The following is an 18,815-nucleotide window of genomic DNA, read 5'->3' on the forward strand; positions in this document are numbered from 1 at the left end:
CGATGGCTAAAATAACACTCGATAACTTGGCGCATTCATATTTTCCGAAGCCAAATTCCGAAGATGACTTTGCGCTAAAAGAACTGAACCACGTTTGGGCCGATGGTGAGGCATATGCCCTGCTTGGGTCTTCGGGTTGCGGCAAGTCGACCCTTTTGAATATTATCTCGGGCCTTTTGCATCCCAGCCAGGGGCGCATCCTGTTTGACGATGTGGACGTAACGGCCGCAACTACAGCGGAACGCAACATTGCACAGGTTTTCCAGTTCCCGGTTGTCTACGACACGATGACGGTGCGCGATAACCTGGCCTTTCCGCTGAAAAACCGCGGTGAAAGCCCACAGTATATCGCGGAGCGTGTGCAACAGATCGGCACGATGATCGGGATGGAGCACGAGTTGGACCGCCGCGCTCGCGGGCTTACGGCAGATGCAAAGCAGAAGATCTCTTTGGGTCGTGGGATGGTGCGCGAAGATGTTAACGCGCTTCTCTTTGATGAGCCGTTGACTGTGATTGATCCTCATATGAAGTGGGAACTGCGCACCCAACTGAAATCCTTGCACCACGAGTTTGGTCACACAATGATCTACGTGACCCATGACCAAACTGAGGCCCTGACCTTCGCAGACAAAGTGGTTGTCATGTATGACGGCCGTGTGGTGCAGATCGGAACGCCCGAAGAACTGTTCGAAAAGCCGCAGCATACTTTTGTAGGGTACTTCATTGGGTCCCCTGGTATGAATGTGATCTCAGCAGAGGTGGACGGCAACATGGCCAACATCCACGGAGTATCGCTTGGGTTGGGCCGTTCCTATTCGTCAATGCAAGGGAAGGTCGAGATCGGGGTTCGGCCGGAATTCGTGACGCTAACCGAAGGCGAGGGGCTACCCGTCCGGGTTAGGCGCGTTGAGGATGTAGGCCGGCACAAAATCGTGCGCGCCGACCTATTCGGAAATGACATCAACATCGTCGCGAACGAAGACACCTCGATTTCGCCGGATATGAACAGGGTGATCTTCGACCCCGCGAAAGTGAATGTTTACGAAAACGACTGGTTAAAGGAAGGGGAGGCCGCCTGATGGAAAAGACAGTCAATCACAAGGCTTGGTTTCTGGTTCTTCCGGTTCTGGTACTGGTCGCTTTCTCCGCGGTTATCCCGCTGATGACCGTGGTCAACTACTCGGTACAGGATACCTTTGGGAACAACGAATTCTTCTGGGCTGGTCTCGACTGGTTCGAAGAAATGTTGAGCTCGGACCGCCTTTGGGCCGCGTTCTGGCGCCAGTTAATGTTCTCGGGGATCATTCTGGCGATCGAGATACCGCTAGGGATCTTTGTAGCTCTGAATATGCCCAAAAGCGGGTTCTGGTCTAGCTTCTGTCTGGTTCTGATGTCGCTGCCATTGCTGATCCCATGGAACGTGGTTGGCACCATCTGGCAGATTTTCGGACGCGTTGATATCGGCCTGCTGGGCTATACACTTGACGCGCTCGGCATCAACTACAACTACACGCAGAATATTTTTGCAGCATGGGCCACGATCATCGTCATGGATGTCTGGCACTGGACCTCACTGGTGGCGCTGCTTGCCTTCGCGGGTCTGAAATCCATCCCGGATGCGTATTATCAGGCCGCTAAAATCGACCAGGCATCGCGCTGGAATGTATTCCGCTACATCGAGCTTCCGAAGATGATGGGCGTGCTGATGATCGCGGTGCTGTTGCGGTTCATGGACAGCTTCATGATCTACACCGAACCATTCGTGGTCACAGGCGGTGGACCCGGTAACGCGACCACATTGCTTTCGATTGACCTTGTGAAGATGGCTCTTGGACAGTTTGACCTTGGTCCGGCGGCAGCATTCTCAATCATGTACAACCTTGTGATCCTGACGTTGGCATATGTGTTCTACACCGTCATGACCACCATGGACAAAAAGGGAGTTTGATCCATGGCTGATATATCGGCAAACACAACTCCGTTGACCGTTTCGGCGCGAAAAACACCCAAGGTGCGCGTCAAGGGATCGACGATTGTCATGACCTTGTACCTGCTCTTTCTGATGCTGCCGATCTATTGGCTGATCAACATGAGCTTCAAGTCGAACACCGAAATCCTGAACACGTTCACGTTGTGGCCGAACGACCTGACCTTCGCCAATTACGCAACGATCCTGACCGATCCAGCCTGGTATTCAGGCTACATCAACTCGATGATCTACGTCATGCTGAACACCGTGATCAGCCTGACCGTCGCATTGCCCGCAGCTTATGCGTTCAGCCGGTACACGTTTATGGGAGACAAGCACCTGTTCTTCTGGTTGTTGACCAACCGGATGGCGCCACCTGCAGTTTTCGCACTGCCGTTCTTCCAGCTGTATTCTTCGGTGGGCCTGTTTGACACACACATCGCGGTAGCCCTAGCGCATTGTCTGTTCAATGTCCCGCTGGCTGTCTGGATCCTCGAAGGCTTCATGCGGGGTGTTCCGAAAGAGATCGATGAAACGGCCTATATCGACGGGTATTCGTTTGGGAAGTTCTTTGTGAAGATCTTCATGCCGCTCATTTCCTCAGGTATCGGTGTCGCAGCCTTCTTCTGCTTCATGTTCTCGTGGGTGGAACTGCTGCTCAGCCGGACATTGACGACCGTAGACGCGAAGCCGATCGCTGCAATCATGACACGTACCCAGGGTGCAGCGGGGATCGACTGGGGCGTTCTGGCGGCGGCGGGTGTGCTGACGCTCGTTCCCGGCGCATTGGTCATCTACTTCGTGCGCAACTACATCGCCAAGGGTTTTGCCCTGGGCCGCGTTTAACTCAGACCGGAGGACTCGAGATATGGACTGGATGGCTTGGACTGTACCTACTGCGCTGTTCTTTGGCTTCATTGCAACCACGCTGGTGATCTTCACGATACTGGCAATCAAATTTCCCGAAACGCCCCGCAAAGGCGTTCTGGGAATGGAGACGACACGAGGGGATCGTCTTTTCATCACACTCCTTGGCTCGGCCTTTATCAATTTGGCCTGGCTGGGGCTTGTCGGCGCAAATCAACCGTATGCGCTTATCGTCTGCCTCGTTTACGCGACCGCGGTCTTCCGCTGGGTGTGAACGTTGTAGGAGGGCCTGAAACTATGCGGTTTTCGGCCTTCAGCCTTTAATTGAAGTTTCCACAACAGGGAGGAAATAATGAACTACATGCTTAAATCAAGCACAGCGGTGGCGCTAGCACTTGGACTGACAAGTGCCCCTGCCTTCGCCGATATGGACGCCGCAAAGGCGTTCCTGGACGCGGAGATTGGCGATCTGTCTGTCCTGTCGCGTGAAGAACAAGAAGCCGAGATGCAGTTCTTCGTCGATGCCGCAAAACCTTTTGCAGGCATGGATATCAAGGTGGTTTCAGAGACCATTGCGACGCACCAGTACGAAAGCGAAGTTCTGGCGCCTGCCTTTGAGGCCATCACCGGCATCAAGGTAACACATGACCTGATCGGTGAAGGTGACGTTGTGGAGAAGCTGCAGACGCAAATGCAGTCGGGCGAAAATATCTATGACGCCTACATCAACGACTCCGACCTGATCGGCACCCATTGGCGCTATCAGCAGGTGCGTAACCTGACCGACTGGATGGCGTTCGAAGGTGCAGACGTGACGCTGCCTACCCTGGACGTTGAGGATTTCATCGGAACCAGCTTTACCACCGGACCTGACGGAAAACTCTATCAGCTGCCGACACAGCAATTCGCGAACCTTTATTGGTTCCGCTATGACTGGTTCAACGACGAAAAGAACAAGGCCGACTTTAAAGAAGCCTATGGCTATGATCTGGGCGTTCCGGTCAACTGGTCGGCGTATGAGGACATCGCCGAGTTCTTCACCGGTCGCGATCTGAGCCATCTGGGTGTTGACGGCGAAGTCTTTGGTAACATGGACTACGGCAAGAAAGACCCGTCGCTGGGCTGGCGTTATACCGATGCCTGGCTGTCGATGGCTGGCGTGGGTGACGTTGGTGAACCCAACGGTCTGCCGGTCGACGAATGGGGCATTCGTGTCAACGAAAACTCGCAGCCGGTCGGATCCTGTGTTGCCCGCGGTGGCGCGACGAACTCTCCGGCGGCTGTTTATGCTGTGGCCAAGGCGATTGAATGGCTGGAGAAATACTCGCCCCCCGCGGCGGCAGGCATGACCTTCTCCGAGGCCGGACCGATCCCAGCGCAGGGTAACATTGCCCAGCAGATGTTCTGGTACACAGCCTTCACCGCAGCCACCGTCGAGCCTGACCTGCCGGTCATGAACGAAGATGGCACGCCGAAATGGCGTATGGCGCCGTCTCCGCATGGCGTGTACTGGAAAGAAGGTCAGAAGATCGGCTATCAGGACGCCGGTTCCTGGACGCTGATGAAGTCGACCCCGGAAGATCGCGCCAAGGCTGCGTGGCTGTACGCTCAGTTCGTTGTGTCGAAAACCGTCGATCTGAAAAAATCCGATGTTGGTCTGACGTTCATTCGTGAAAGCACCATTGAAAGCCAGCACTTCACGGACCGTGCTGACAAGCTGGGCGGGTTGATCGAATTCTACCGTTCGCCAGCCCGCGTTCAGTGGTCGCCGACTGGCACCAACGTTCCTGACTACCCCAAGCTGGCACAGCTGTGGTGGCAGAACATTGGTGACGCGATGTCGGGCGCCAAAACGCCTCAGGAAGCCTTGGATGCATTGTGTTCTGATCAGGAACGCGTTCTTGAGCGTTTGGAGCGCGCCGGCGTCCAAGGCGATCTCGGACCTGTCATGAATGACGAACAGGATCCGGAGTACTGGTTCTCCCAACCGGGCGCTCCTTATCCGATGATCGAAAACGAGGACGAAGATCCGAAAACCGTCTCTTATGACGAACTGATCAAGTCCTGGCAGTAAGCTCAGGGTTCCTCCCCGGTGCGGGGCGCGAAGGCGCCTCGTGCCACCAAATTACTCTTCCATACTCCTGATGGCTCTCCCCGAGCCCAACTCGGGCGGTTTAACCACCGCTCCCCTTTTTTGCGGCCAATTGACCAAGGCAAATGTCCAATGAAATACGTACTCGCAGTTGACCAAGGGACAACCTCAACCCGCGCAATCATCTTTGACGAAGCATTGAAAGTAGTAGCTACTTCGCAAGATGAGTTTGATCAGCACTTCCCGCAGTCGGGTTGGGTTGAACATGTGCCTGACGATTTGTGGGCCTCATCCGCTGGAACGTGCCGCGCGGTTATTGAGCGTGCCAGTATTGATCCAAAAGACATTGTTTCAATCGGTATCACTAACCAGCGCGAAACCACCATCGTTTGGGATAAAGCGACTGGTCAACCGATCTACAATGCTATTGTTTGGCAAGATCGCCGAACTTCAAACTACTGCGAGCAACTACGAGAAGCTGGTCACAGCGATATGTTTGCTGACCGGACTGGTCTTCTGATTGATCCTTACTTTTCTTCGACGAAATTGAAATGGATTCTCGATCATGTCGATGGCGCCCGCGAGCGGGCGCGTAAGGGCGAGTTGCTGTTCGGAACAGTGGATACATTTCTAATCTGGAAACTGACCGGTGGAAAAGTGCATGCAACCGACGCGACAAATGCTGCCCGCACCATGCTCTATGACATCCGCAAAGGCCGTTGGAGCAGCACAATATGTGAGCTGTTCGATATACCGATGGAGATGCTCCCTGAAGTCAAGGATAGCGCTGCAGATTTTGGTATGAGCCGTGCCGATCTATTCGGTCGGGAAATCCCGATTTGTGGTGTAGCTGGTGATCAACAAGCTGCCACACTGGGTCAAGCTTGCTTCGAACCAGGTATGCTGAAAGCCACATATGGCACAGGCTGCTTTGCATTGCTGAACACCGGGGATACGCCGGTGCAATCGAAAAACCGGCTACTGACCACAATCGCGTATCAGCTGAACGGAAAACCAACATATGCGCTGGAGGGTTCAATTTTCATCGCTGGTGCGGTTGTCCAATGGCTAAGGGACGGTCTTCGGATCATTCATGAAGCCAGGGAAACACAGGCTTTGGCCGAGAAAGCAGATCCGACCCAGAATGTCGTTCTGGTGCCGGCATTCACAGGGCTAGGCGCACCTTACTGGAAGCCTGATTGCCGCGGGTCTGTATTCGGACTCACTCGTAGCTCTGGGCCCAACGAGTTGGCAAAAGCCGCGTTGGAGAGCGTGGCATTTCAAACACGTGATCTGCTTGAAGCGATGACTTCTGACATTGGAGATAAGGCAGACAATGCGGTGCTTCGCGTTGACGGCGGCATGAGCGCGTCTGATTGGGCGATGCAGTTTTTAGCAGATATCATCGATGGACCGGTAGACAGGCCGCAGATACTCGAGACAACTGCTCTTGGAGTTGCGTGGCTTGCGGGCATGCAAGTCGGCGCGATGCCTGAGAGGGAAGAATTCGCCAAACTCTGGGCACTTGAACGCGAGTTTGTGCCTTTGATGGATCAGAAGACACGCGCAAGAAAGTACGGTGCGTGGAAACGCGCAGTCGAGTGCACCTTGGCGTTCTAGATGGCGCCGCACTTTCATATCGATACGCCAACTTTGGTACACTTTGGCAAAGGTGCTTCACGGGCGCTGAAATCGGTATTGCCGAAGCACACTGATGCCGTGTTGATGGTGCGTGGAAAGTCTGAGACCAACTCTCTCTCAATCAGAGAGGACCTTGAACAACACGGAATTGTCGTCCACCAGATATCCGTCTCATCAGAACCTACCGTTGCAGCAGTCAATTTAGCTTTTGACGAGGCGGCTGGAAAGAAATGCTCTGCGATCATCGCCTGTGGCGGAGGCTCCGTTTTGGACACCGCAAAGGCGCTTCGATTCTGTCTGGAACTTGGAGCGAAACTTCCAGAAGATATTGGGACAGTCGATCAAGCGGATTTACAAGCTGAAGCCTCGATCGTTTTAGTGGCCATTCCAACGACCGCAGGAACTGGAGCGGAAGTAACAAGCAATGCAGTGCTGGGAATGCCAGCTTCAAAGGCGAGCCTTAGAGGTAGGCGACTCTTCCCATCGTTTGCTTTCGTAGATCCAGCGCTGCTATCTTCCGCTCCCAAAGCCGTAGCGATTGGAGCCGGTCTTGATGCCGTCACCCAAACGATCGAGGCTTACACCTCCCGTTTATCGTCTCCGTTCACTGCGGCAATCACAGAACCAAACATTCGATTGGGCGCCCAGGCTCTCCGCAGAGTTGTCGAACGCAATGACCAAGACGCTTGGATTCAGTTGGGTTGGGTGAGCCTAAGTAGTGGTATAGCTCTTGCGAATGGCGGACTTGGTGCCGCGCACGGGTTAGCTGCTGTTTTAGGGAGCAGGCTCGATGCACCACATGGACTGCTTTGTGGGCGACTATTGGGCCCTGTTCTGATCCAGAATCGTGCTGTTGCGCAGATCGGTTCCGAGACGCTTCGAAAGATAGAGACGAGCATCGAAGCTTTGGCTGAGGTTTTTCCTGAAAAACTTGGCACCAACGAGCTTTCTGGATTTGGGTCTTGGTTGGATCAAAATCGCGTCCCACGGCTGAGAGACTATTCAAACGACAAAGCAAACTTCGATGATTTCGCAGAGGCGGCAGTCTTTGCTTCGTCAAGCACAAAGAATGCTGTGCCGCTTAGAAAAACGGATTTCCGAGAAATTCTAGAAGCAGCTTACTAAAGCGAGAGAGAGATGACTAACAATCGTACAAACACAAAGATTGTCGCGACCTTAGGCCCAGCTTCGCGAGACAAAGAAGTAATCAAATCGCTGGTTGAGCACGGAGCGAATGTTTTTCGACTGAACATGAGCCATGGTGACCAGGAAACCATCAAAAAGACCCATGCAACTATCCGCGAAGTCGAGAACGAACTCGGCCGTCCCATCGGAATTCTAGCGGACCTTCAAGGGCCAAAAATTCGTTGTGGTGTGTTTGACGAAGGTCCCTACGAGCTAACCGTTGGTAGCATTTTTACTTTTGACAATGATCCAAAGCCAGGAGACTCAATGCGGGTCCAGCTTCCCCATCCTGAGGTTCTTGAAGCGTTGAAACCCGGCTCAACCGTTCTTGTGAATGACGGGAAGCTTCGGTTGATTGTCCGCGAATGTACCAGCACATCTGCTCAGTGCGAGGTATTGGTTGGTGGGCAGATCTCAGATCGGAAGGGCGTAAACCTTCCCGATGTATTGCTTCCGCTAAGCGCTTTGAGCACCAAAGACCGGAGCGATCTAGACTTCGTTTGTAATCTCGGTGTGGATTGGTTGGCTTTGTCCTTTGTCCAGAAAGCTGCAGACGTGGAAGAAGCTGCAGCGCTCGTGAAGGGCAGGGCACGGACCGTCGCAAAAATCGAGAAACCGCTCGCAGTCGAAAATTTTGATGAGATCCTTGAAATTTCGGATGGCATTATGGTCGCGAGAGGGGATCTCGGTGTTGAACTCCCTGTCCAAGAAGTACCTCGGGTTCAGAGAAATCTCGTTGCCAAGGCTCGGGCGGCGGGTAAACCCGTTATCGTAGCGACACAAATGCTTGAGAGCATGATTGATGCACCTGTCCCGACGCGAGCTGAGGTCTCCGACGTGGCAACCGCAATCTATGACGGGGCGGACGCAGTTATGCTGTCAGCGGAAACGGCAGCGGGGCAGTTTCCTCGCGAAGCCGTAAGCGTCATGTCAGCAGTAGCTAGAGAAACCGAATCCGACCCTAAGTATGCAGAGCTCATGGCAGTGCGTCAGCCGGACGAAATCGAGATAGATACGTCTCATGCGATTGCAGCTGCGGCCCGTGAGATTTCAGATCGCGCGCGTATCTCGGCAATTTGCTGCTTTACCCAATCTGGCACGACTGCGTTCCTCGTGGCACGCGAGAAGCCTAGAAAACCCGTTCTTGCACTAACCCCAAGTGAACAAACCGCTCGGCAACTCTGTTTGGTCTGGGGGCTTCAAAGCATCGTCGTCCCTCAAGCATCGCGCTTCAAAGAAGCAGGTATTTTCGCATGCGAGCAATGTCTTTCGCATGGTCTGGCTGCAACAGGCGACGAGATCGTTTTCACCGCGGGTGTTCCAATTGAGGACGCCGGAACCACCAACATTCTCCGAGTTTGGAGAGTTTGATTTGCGCGAAAATGTTAGCGCTAAAAGGAGAACACCATGACTACGGTAGCAATCAACGGCTTTGGCCGGATCGGACGAAATGTTCTTCGGGCCATTGTCGAATCTGGCCGGACGGACTTAGAGGTCGTTGCAATCAATGACCTTGGTCCCGTCGAAACCAATGCACACTTGATGAAATATGATAGTGTGCACGGCCGCTTCAATGGAGAGGTCAAAGCCACCGATTCCACGATCGACGTTGGGCGCGGGCCCATGGACGTGACCGCCATCCGGAATCCGGCTGAACTGCCGTGGAGCGGGGTCGATGTTGTGCTCGAATGCACTGGAATTTTCACGTCGAAGCAAGTGTGCCAAGCTCACCTCGACAATGGATCAAAACGTGTGTTGATCTCTGCTCCCGGAAAGGACGCCGATAAAACAATTGTGTTCGGGGTCAACCACGACACTCTCACATCAGAGGACGTCGTTGTTTCGAATGCGTCGTGCACCACAAACTGCTTGTCACCAGTCGCAAAGGTACTGAATGAGACCGTTGGCATCGCCAAAGGCTTTATGACGACCATTCACAGCTACACAGGTGACCAACCGACCCTCGACACGATGCACAAGGACTTCTATCGCGCTCGTGCGGCGGCCATGAGCATGATCCCAACCTCAACCGGCGCCGCTAAGGCCGTTGGCTTAGTCTTGCCCGATCTGAATGGAAAGCTCGATGGCGTAGCAATCCGTGTACCCACACCAAACGTGTCAGTGGTCGATCTGACTTTTGAAGCTGTGCGTGAGACAAGTGTTGAAGAAATCAACGAAGCCATTCGATCTGCGGCGAACGGCTCATTGAAGGGTATTCTTGGAGTCACCGACGAGAAGCTAGTGAGCCAAGATTTCAACCATGATCCGCGTTCATCCATCTTCGCCACCGACCAGACGAAAATCTTGGACGGTAATATGTGCCGAGTTTTGAGTTGGTACGACAACGAATGGGGCTTTTCGAACCGCATGGCAGATACTGCTGTCGCGATGGGCAAGCTTATTTGAGGACAGGAACATGAGCAAAATTTCAAAGATTAGTGCCCGTGAGATACTGGATAGTCGCGGCAACCCCACTGTCGAAGTTGACGTCATTTTGGAAGACGGCATGCTTGGCCGCGCGGCAGTCCCTTCGGGTGCATCGACTGGGGCACATGAAGCGGCTGAAAAACGCGACGGGGACACGTCGCGTTACTTGGGCAAAGGCGTTCTGGGCGCCGTCCGCGCTGTCAATGAAGAGATTGCCGAGACGCTCATCGGCATGGAGGCGACCGAACAAGTTGCTATAGACCAAGCGATGATCGCGCTGGACGGCACGGCGAATAAAGGTCGATTGGGCGCAAACGCCATTCTGGGCGTCTCCTTGGCGGTCGCAAAAGCGGCTGCGGACGGCACCTCGCTACCGCTGTTCCGCTATGTCGGAGGGACCTCTGCCCGCGTCTTACCCGTGCCGATGATGAACATCATCAATGGGGGTGAACATGCGGACAACCCGATCGATATTCAGGAATTCATGATCATGCCGGTTTCCGCATCGAACATCAAAGACGCTGTTCGTATGGGATCTGAGGTTTTTCACACGCTGAAGAAAGAGCTCTCGGCAGCTGGTCACAACACAGGGATCGGCGACGAAGGCGGTTTTGCCCCGAACCTGGAAAGCACGCGGGTTGCGCTCGATTTTATCAAAACGGCTGTCGAAAAAGCGGGCTACACGTTGGGCGAAGATATTTTTCTCGCCCTCGATTGCGCCTCCACTGAGTATTTCGCCGACGGCAAGTACGAGATGAAAGGCGAGGGCGCCTCGCTGAGCTCTGCGGAGAATGCAGACTACCTCGCGGCTCTTTGTGACGATTACCCGATCATTTCGATCGAAGACGGTATGGCCGAAGATGATTGGGAAGGCTGGAAGCTTCTCACTGATAAGATCGGCGACAAAGTCCAACTCGTTGGAGACGATCTTTTTGTGACGAACCCCGTGCGTCTTGCGGACGGCATTGCACAAGGCGTGGCCAATTCCATGCTCGTAAAGGTGAACCAGATCGGGTCCCTGACCGAGACCTTGCAAGCCGTCGATATGGCACATCGCGCGCGCTACACCAATGTGATGTCGCATCGATCCGGCGAAACCGAAGATGCCACAATCGCCGATCTGGCGGTCGCGACCAACTGTGGCCAGATCAAAACCGGCTCGCTGTCGCGTTCTGATCGTCTGGCAAAGTACAACCAATTGATCCGCATTGAAGAAGCCTTGGGAGACACGGCCGAATATGCCGGACGCTCCATCTTGAAGGTCTAAAGCCATGAAAGATGTGACTGAAAGCACACCATTTCTGGTTATTGGGAACTGGAAAATGAACGGCACGCGCGCGCAGCTGTGTGAATTTGCGCATTCCAGCGCACCTCAGGATCCGGAAGGGTGCAAACGCGTGTTGTGCTTGCCATCGGTTCTTTTGCCTCACGGCGTGAGTACGTTTTCCCAAACTTCGATCGAGTTCGGCGGGCAAAATTGTCATGAAAGCGCATCGGGCGCTTTCACCGGTGAGATATCGGCATCAATGCTGGCGGACGCCGGCGCCAAATGGGTCATTTTGGGTCACTCTGAGCGGCGCGAAGGTTTTGGAGAAACGGATGCGTTGGTGCGCTCAAAGGCTGTTACGGCCCTCAGCGTGGGCCTCATTCCAATCATTTGCATTGGGGAAAGCTTGGAAGACCGCGATGCTGGACGGCATCTCGGTGTTATCCTTGCGCAGTTGGAGGCGTCGACTCCTTTGGCGGAACCCGGTTGGTTGCTGGCAATCGCCTATGAACCGATTTGGGCCATTGGGAGCGGCATAAGCGCCTCTGAGGATCAGGTGCTTGAAGCGCATGAGGCGATTGCCAATTGGCTTCGTGAAAACCGCCAACCTGCACCCGTCCTATACGGTGGCTCGGTCAAGCCGGAAACGGCCGCCGGTCTTGCCTCGCTTGATCACGTTGACGGCTTTCTGATCGGCGGGGCGTCTTTGAACCCTCTTTCCTTTGATAGCATCGCTGATCTTTCAGCGGCCGCTCTGAGCTCGCTTCGGGGGTAAAACGATGCCTTTCAACTCGATCACTGATGTTAATCTGTCTGACAAACGCGTCATCATCCGGCTGGATCTGAACCTACCCGTTCAGGGCGGTTTGGTGACAGACTGGACCCGTCTTGAACGCTCCGAACCGACGATAAGACACATCGTTGAACAAGGGGGGCAAGCAGTTATTCTGTCTCATTTTGGTCGTCCGAAAGGCGCTTACGCCCCTGAGTATTCTTTTGATCTGCTGTTCAAGCAACTCCGGGAAAAGCTTCGCTTTCGCTGTGAGATGCTCGATCATAAGGGGAAGCTGCCGCTTGCCAAACTTGACTTGCCGAAAGAGGTTGCCGACGTACTGCTGATTGACAACACGCGGTTCTTTGAAGGCGAAACCAGCGGTGACGCTGAGCTGGCAAAAGAATTTGCGGCCTTCGGTGATTACTTCTGTTTGGATGCGTTTTCGATCGCCCATAGGGACCACGCGAGTGTGACCGGGCTTGCGCGTTATTTGCCGGCGTTTGCCGGGCTTTCATTGGCAAGTGAACTAAAAAACCTCAACGCGTCGCTGAACACCGTTGCGCGACCCTCAGTTGCGATTGTTGGTGGGGCGAAGGTGTCAACCAAGATAGGTGTTCTAGAAAACCTGATCCCAAAAACCGACACCATTGTTGTTGGCGGTGGGATGGCAAATACGTTTTTGAAAGCTCTGGGGCATGAAATTGGCATCTCGCTGGTCGAAGATGAGCAAATCTCCACGGCCACTGAGTTGATGAAGATGGCTGACGCGTCCGGGTGCAGCCTTGTCTTGCCTCTAGATGTTGCAACCAACGACAGCTTCGCGTCCACGAACGCGGCTTTGGTCTGTGACGTTAAAGATGTCGGCAGAAACCAGATGATCCTCGATTTTGGTCCGGCTAGCGTCGAAACGATCAAGCAAACTGTTCAGGCGGCACGGACGGTTCTTTGGAATGGCCCTCTTGGGGCCTTCGAGCTAACACCGTTTGATATTGCATCGGTTGAGCTTGCAACGGAAGTTGCGCGCCTCTGTAGAACCGGAGGACTGACAGCTATGGCCGGGGGCGGGGATACCTTGGCGTTGCTTGCCAAAGCTGGTGTCGCTGACGACTTCACCTTTTGCAGCACAGGCGGAGGTGCATTTTTGGAGTGGCTTGAAGGCAAATACTTGCCCGGCCTGGCGATGTTGGAGGTGAGTAGTTGAACGTTGGCTCATGTCCTAAACGTCGAACAAGGACAGACTTCAACAAGATCCTGATCGCCAACCGCGGCGAGATTGCCATCCGCGTTATGCGCGCAGCAAACGAGATGGGCAAACGCACCGTCGCCGTTTACGCCGCAGAAGATAAGCTGGGTCTGCACCGGTTCAAGGCGGATGAGGCGTATCAGATCGGCGAGGGCATGAGGCCGGTCGCGGCCTATCTGTCGATAGACGAGGTCATCCGCGTGGCCAAGCAATGCGGCGCGGATGCGATCCACCCAGGCTATGGCCTGTTGTCCGAGAAACCGGGTTTCGTCGACGCCTGCGTCAAGAATGGCATCACCTTCATTGGCCCCAAAGCCGGAACCATGCGCGCCCTGGATGACAAGGCCAGCGCGCGGCGCGTGGCCATCGCGGCAGATGTGCCCGTCATTCCAGCCACCGAAGTGCTGGGCGACTTCATGGATGCAATACTCGGGCCGCGTCAAGAAGTCGTCCTCCTTGAAGACATGCACCGAGAATTTGACGAAGGCTTACGACAACGGCCCAATTAGAGATGCAGTAGGAAATGTCCATCAAAGAGCAAAACAACACAGCATGGTTGATGATATTGCCGGCTATATCGCTACTCGCGACCGTTGGCCTAGTTCCGCTGGTAGCCGTGTTCAACTACGCTTTTTTTGATATTTTCACATTAAGAGATCGGTTCTGGGTTGGACCCGAGTGGTTTGCTGCACTGGTTTCCGAGCCAGGGATCTACAAGTCGCTGTTGCGTAGTTTTTTCTTTTCAAGTCTTGTCATCCTGATCCAGTTTCCCATCGGGATTGGCATCGCGTTGTTGCTTCCAAAGAACTCGGTTCTCAGCGGCATGGCCCTCATGCTCGTCGCCATTCCACTGGTCATTCCATGGAACATGATCCCAATCATTTGGTTGAACTTGCTGCATCCTGAGTTTGGGGTCGTAACGACTGTCTTTGAGGAGATTGGATGGGACTTCGACTACAAGTTCAACGCGGCCCACACGTATCTTCTCCTTGTTGTCGTTGACACTTGGCATTGGCTTGGGCTCGTCGTGATCCTTGCTTTCTCGGGCCTATCGAGCATTCAGCCTTCGTTTTATCAAGCTGCCGAAATCGACGGAGCGTCGAGGTGGGCAATTTTTCGATTCATTGAGTTGCCGAAGATGCGCGGCGTCCTTTTGATGGCCCTTTTACTGCGCACTTTGGATAGCCTTATGATCTACACGGAAGCCTTTGTGATCAATGCGGGCGGCCCAAACAATGCGACAGCATTCTTGTCTCTTGAGCTTGGAGAAGAGATCGCAGCGTTCAACTATGGGCCAGCGGCTGCACGGTCAGTGATCTATTTCTTGTTTGTCCTGACTGTGGCTTGGGTGTTTCGTATTCAGATGCAGCGTGATCAAGCGGTTGATAGGTGGTAGTCAGCATGACCTACAAGAGCAGCATTTCGAACCCTTGGCCTTTGGTTGGTCGGTTTGTCGTCTTTGGATTGCTTGCAGCGTTTATTCTCGCCCCGTTGCTTCAATCTATCATCATCAGTTTTACTGTGACATTGCCCCGCGAGGGATTTGTTGTTGGGCAGCGATCAATCCTAAATTACGCAAACATTTTTCGCGATCCTGATCTAGTCGCTGCACTTGGGAATTCGCTCACTTACGTCGTGGCAAATGTTGTCGTCACGATCCTGGTTTCGCTCCCTGCGGCCTATGCTTTATCGCGTTTCGCCTTTGTAGGCGATCGTCATGTCATGTTGATGCTATTGGCGTTTCGCATCACGCCTCAGGTTGTTTTGTCGCTTCCGGTGTTTTTGCTGTTCGCGCAGATCAACCTGCTGAACAACCCGCTTGGTATCGCTCTCGTGCACTGCCTGTTCAATATTCCGATCGCCACGTGGATCTTGGCGGGCTTCATTTCAGCTGTTCCAAAAGAGTTCGACGAAACCGCTTTTCTTGACGGGCACTCGCGCCCCGCCTTCTTTGTGCGATTTCTTGTGCCAGTCATAGCGCCGGGCATTGGGGTCGCATGTTTCTTCTGCTTCATCTTTTCCTGGGTCGAAGTCGTCTTTGCTCGGGTTTTGACATCGACTGGTGGCAAACCAATTGCTATGGCGATTGAAGGTCTGTTTGGCTTCACAACCGATATCGGTCTCGTAATGGCTATGACGATGTTCTCCGTTTTGCCGGGCGTGTTGCTAATATATTTTGTGCGGAACTACATCGCGCGCGGCTTCCAGGTTCGCGCATAGACATGCTTAGGAGTGGGAAAGCCCTTGGCAGCGAGACGCCTTAGATCACACAGTTCGGACGCTCCAACCCTGACCGAAGTCGAGTTGGTGATCATGAACGTGGTCTGGCTGCATCAAGGCGTGACGGTCAAGGAAGTGGTGGCGGCCTTGCCTGAGGGCGAGGGCAGAAAAGTCACAACGGTTGCAACGTTTCTGAAAATCCTCGAGACCAAAGGGTTTGTGACATCGCACAAACACGAACGCAGCCTAGTCTATTGTCCGAAAATTGCCTTGGGCGAATACCAGTTGATCGCACTTAGACAGATGTGCCGAACCTTGTTTGATGGCCGCACAGATGTGTTCTTGGAACGGTGTTTGGATGAGTTCAAATTGAAACAGCAAGATTTGGAAGTATTGATCCACCAGTTGGATAACGCAATCGAACGCGATGGCTAACCGCTTGGTCGCACGTCACCTTAAGATCATAGTGCGGCGTCCAACTCTGTTGGGGTCGATGGCGGGACAGGGACAAGTGACGCTATCGGCTCGGTTGTGTTTCGATGACATTGGAGCGTTTAGCGACAAAAAAAATGAAACCCAAAGTACAGAGTGCCGCAAGCGGCTCTGAAGGTGTAGACGCCCCCGCTGGCCTCGATGTGCCATTGTGGGTTTGCAAACAACCTGAATGGAGGCGTCTATGGAAGAGATTAGCATGATTGGCCTGGATTTGGCGAAGAATGTGTTCCAGGTGCACGGAGCGGATAGAACAGGTCATCCCGTTCTTCGGAAGAAACTGCGTAGAGGTCAGGTCCTCGAGTATTTTGCCAAGTTACCGCATTGCGTGGTGGCGATGGAGGCCTGCGCCAGTGCGCATTATTGGGCGCGCGAGATCGGTTGTTTGGGTCACAAAGTCAGGCTGATCCATCCGGCCTACGTGAAACCATTCGTCAAACGTCAGAAGAACGATTTGGTCGATGCGGAAGCGATCTGTGAAGCTGCAAGCCGACCAACGATGCGCTTTGTTGCCGTGAAGAGTGAAGAGACCCAGGCGTCAGCGATGGTTCTTCGGGCTCGCGAGCTGTTGGTTCGGCAGCGCACGCAATTGATCAATGCCGTGCGAGGTCACCTTGGAGAGCGCGGCCAATATTCGCAAGCTGGTTGCTTTGGTGGACTCTGGCGATAGCGCGATCCCGGATTTGGCCCGGGAGTGCTTAGAAAGGCTGATCAGCTTGCTGGACCAGCTGGACGGTCAGATCAAAGAACTGGATGCCGAGATTGCCCGCCGCGCGCGGTCAAACGAAACGGCACGCCGCCTTATGACGGTGCCTGGAATTGGCCCGCTCATTGCAACTGCGCTGGTTGCCCTTGCGCCACCGCCTGAAACGTTCCGTCGAGGACGGGATTTCGCCGCCTGGCTCGGGCTGGTTCCAAGACAGCATTCAACAGGGGGCAAGCAGCGCCTCGGGGCGACAACGAAGATGGGAGAACGTTCGCTCAGGCGATTACTGATCATCGGTGCCAACAGCGTTGTTATGTGGCGTTCGCGTAAGAGAACAGGAACCGATCCCTGGTGTCACTGGGGAGTGGAAAGAATATGGGGATACCCGCAGATTCTGATCTAATGTCTCGTTGTTTTTGCGGGAGGCATAGCGATGAAATTCAAGATCAGTATAGAGACAGAGTTTGGTTGGGGCGAGAAGCGATCACACGAGATTTGCACCCTGGAACGCCGGTCGGTTGATGCGTCCGAGGAAGACCTTGGACTGTGTCTGGTCGAGGCGAAATCAATACTTAATGAGATCCAGCGCGCGCTGCTGCAGGATCAGGTTGAAGAGATCGGCGAAATCGCTCGTGTCTGCCGTTTTTGTGGCACCTATCTACCGGTTCATGACCGCCGCCGACGCCGCATTGACACGCTTTTCGGTCGGGTCATCGTCGAAGCGCCACGGGTTCGAATATGCATGTGCGGTCTCCCGGGATTTCCAACGTTGAAAGTAGCGCATTCTCCTCTGACGCACCTTTTGCCGGACAATGCAACGCCAGAGCTTCGACGACTACAGGCAGAACTGGGAGCGCGCCATAGTTTTCGGGAAGCTGCGAGGCTTCTGAATGAACTGACACCTTGTGCTAAACAGAACCACGTAACGATCCGAAACCGAGTCGCGACCATCGCTGATGACCTTTCCGGCAGCGAACTTCTTTTGGCCACAGAAGCCAATCAACGCACCGAGTCATCTGAGATTACGGTATTTCTGGATAGCGCATATGTCCGATCAAGACCGGAGTATCAACGCCGGAACTTTGAAGTCATTGTTGGTTCCATCGAGAGCAAAGGATGCGAAAAACGCCGATTTGGATTGAGCGTGATTGGTTCGAACAATGCGCGCGAATATCTGCGACGAAATCTGGAAGCGGCCGGATGGCGTGATGGCACCACCGTAACGGTTCTGTCTGATGGTGACCCCGCATTGCCCCGATTGGTGAGGGACGCGACAAGTGCGGATGTCAGTCACGTCCTGGACTGGTGGCATGTTTCGATCCGCATCAGACATGTGGAAACAACTTTTCAAACTCTGCTTTCTTTACTGGAAGGGGTCGAAGTTCCAGGACTTGAGCCATTGGCACAAAGCCTTCGATGGCGCATATGGCACGGGCAAGCGGAACGGGCACTTGATGCGATTGAAACCCTGCTCAGATTTGGTATGCGCGTGCGCCGCGAAACAATTGGCCGAACGAATGAAGCGGCCTTTTCAGCGGTTGCACGAGCAATGGAGCTGCGCACCTACCTGGAATACAATCGTGCTGTACTCGTCGATTATGGTCGTCGGCGTCGTAACGAGAAGGCAATCTCGACATCACGAGCAGAAGGACTGGTCAATGATGTCGCGAACGCCCGGATGGGCAAGAAGCGCCGGATGCGTTGGTCCCCGCAAGGCGCGCATCGGGTGGCAACGGTAAGGGCCGCAGTTTTGGATGGAAGGCTTGGCGAAGGTCTACTCCGAGCGGCTTGATCCCCACATTCTTTCCACTCCCCAGTGACATTTTGCGCGTAAAGAAGACGTAGGTCATGCTGTGCAACAGAAATCACGCAGGCGACGGGGGTTCTGTTGCAATCTTTTGACCCCTGACCTTCGTGGCGTTAGAGCCTGA

At 54.0% G+C, this 18,815-nt stretch carries 16 protein-coding genes and 2 pseudogenes; all 18 read left to right on the forward strand.

Going from position 1 to position 18,815, the window contains the following annotated elements:
• The first annotated feature begins 2 nt into the window (after positions 1-2).
• The 18 genes and pseudogenes from ACRZ96_RS10930 to ACRZ96_RS11015 all read left to right on the forward strand — a co-directional run bounded on the left by ACRZ96_RS10930 (position 3) and on the right by ACRZ96_RS11015 (position 18,676).
• The gene (locus ACRZ96_RS10930; protein WP_480814537.1) at positions 3-1,079 is read left to right on the forward strand and encodes an ABC transporter ATP-binding protein; all 1,077 of its coding nucleotides are present in this window, start codon (positions 3-5) and stop codon (positions 1,077-1,079) included.
• On the forward strand, positions 1,079-1,948 hold the full coding sequence (locus tag ACRZ96_RS10935; protein ID WP_480814538.1) for a carbohydrate ABC transporter permease: 870 nt from the start codon (positions 1,079-1,081) through the stop codon (positions 1,946-1,948). The genes ACRZ96_RS10930 and ACRZ96_RS10935 overlap by 1 nt, the downstream gene beginning before the upstream one ends.
• Before the next feature lie 3 nt (positions 1,949-1,951).
• On the forward strand, positions 1,952-2,815 hold the full coding sequence (locus tag ACRZ96_RS10940) for a carbohydrate ABC transporter permease (RefSeq protein WP_480814539.1): 864 nt from the start codon (positions 1,952-1,954) through the stop codon (positions 2,813-2,815).
• Between the two features lie 22 nt (positions 2,816-2,837).
• On the forward strand, positions 2,838-3,110 hold the full coding sequence (locus ACRZ96_RS10945) for a DUF2160 domain-containing protein (protein ID WP_480814540.1): 273 nt from the start codon (positions 2,838-2,840) through the stop codon (positions 3,108-3,110).
• A 78-nt stretch (positions 3,111-3,188) separates the two neighbouring features.
• The gene (locus tag ACRZ96_RS10950) at positions 3,189-4,910 is read left to right on the forward strand and encodes an ABC transporter substrate-binding protein (RefSeq protein WP_480814541.1); all 1,722 of its coding nucleotides are present in this window, start codon (positions 3,189-3,191) and stop codon (positions 4,908-4,910) included.
• A gap of 150 nt (positions 4,911-5,060) precedes the next feature.
• The gene (glpK, locus tag ACRZ96_RS10955) at positions 5,061-6,548 is read left to right on the forward strand and encodes a glycerol kinase GlpK (RefSeq protein WP_480814542.1); all 1,488 of its coding nucleotides are present in this window, start codon (positions 5,061-5,063) and stop codon (positions 6,546-6,548) included.
• Positions 6,549-7,694 (forward strand): iron-containing alcohol dehydrogenase, encoded by a 1,146-nt coding sequence (locus ACRZ96_RS10960; RefSeq protein WP_480814543.1) that lies wholly within the window; start codon positions 6,549-6,551, stop codon positions 7,692-7,694.
• 12 nt (positions 7,695-7,706) lie between these two features.
• The gene (gene pyk / locus ACRZ96_RS10965) at positions 7,707-9,125 is read left to right on the forward strand and encodes a pyruvate kinase (protein WP_480814544.1); all 1,419 of its coding nucleotides are present in this window, start codon (positions 7,707-7,709) and stop codon (positions 9,123-9,125) included.
• 36 nt (positions 9,126-9,161) lie between these two features.
• Positions 9,162-10,160 carry a type I glyceraldehyde-3-phosphate dehydrogenase gene (gene gap / locus ACRZ96_RS10970; protein ID WP_480814545.1) on the forward strand — a complete coding sequence of 333 codons (999 nt, stop codon included), beginning with the start codon at positions 9,162-9,164 and terminating at the stop codon, positions 10,158-10,160.
• A gap of 10 nt (positions 10,161-10,170) precedes the next feature.
• The gene (gene eno, locus ACRZ96_RS10975) at positions 10,171-11,448 is read left to right on the forward strand and encodes a phosphopyruvate hydratase (RefSeq protein WP_480814546.1); all 1,278 of its coding nucleotides are present in this window, start codon (positions 10,171-10,173) and stop codon (positions 11,446-11,448) included.
• A gap of 4 nt (positions 11,449-11,452) precedes the next feature.
• A complete protein-coding gene (tpiA, locus tag ACRZ96_RS10980; protein WP_480814547.1) occupies positions 11,453-12,223 on the forward strand; it encodes a triose-phosphate isomerase in 771 nt (256 codons plus the stop codon).
• 4 nt (positions 12,224-12,227) lie between these two features.
• The gene (locus tag ACRZ96_RS10985) at positions 12,228-13,424 is read left to right on the forward strand and encodes a phosphoglycerate kinase (RefSeq protein ID WP_480814548.1); all 1,197 of its coding nucleotides are present in this window, start codon (positions 12,228-12,230) and stop codon (positions 13,422-13,424) included.
• A pseudogene (locus tag ACRZ96_RS10990) lies at positions 13,421-13,915 on the forward strand (biotin carboxylase N-terminal domain-containing protein); the annotation flags it as partial. The gene ACRZ96_RS10985 and the pseudogene ACRZ96_RS10990, both read left to right, overlap by 4 nt.
• A 110-nt stretch (positions 13,916-14,025) precedes the next feature.
• Complete coding sequence (locus ACRZ96_RS10995; RefSeq protein ID WP_480814549.1) at positions 14,026-14,862, forward strand: carbohydrate ABC transporter permease; 837 nt, start codon at positions 14,026-14,028, stop codon at positions 14,860-14,862.
• A 5-nt stretch (positions 14,863-14,867) separates the two neighbouring features.
• Entirely contained in the window at positions 14,868-15,686 is an 819-nt protein-coding gene (locus ACRZ96_RS11000) for a carbohydrate ABC transporter permease (RefSeq protein WP_480814550.1), read from the forward strand.
• Between the two features lie 24 nt (positions 15,687-15,710).
• A complete protein-coding gene (locus ACRZ96_RS11005) occupies positions 15,711-16,121 on the forward strand; it encodes a BlaI/MecI/CopY family transcriptional regulator (protein WP_480814551.1) in 411 nt (136 codons plus the stop codon).
• Between the two features lie 241 nt (positions 16,122-16,362).
• Positions 16,363-17,206, forward strand: a pseudogene (locus tag ACRZ96_RS11010) (IS110 family RNA-guided transposase); the annotation flags it as partial.
• A gap of 111 nt (positions 17,207-17,317) precedes the next feature.
• A complete protein-coding gene (locus tag ACRZ96_RS11015; protein WP_480814552.1) occupies positions 17,318-18,676 on the forward strand; it encodes an ISKra4 family transposase in 1,359 nt (452 codons plus the stop codon).
• Positions 18,677-18,815: the final 139 nt, after the last annotated feature.

It is taken from the genome of Ruegeria sp. CF1, from assembly GCF_056537445.1.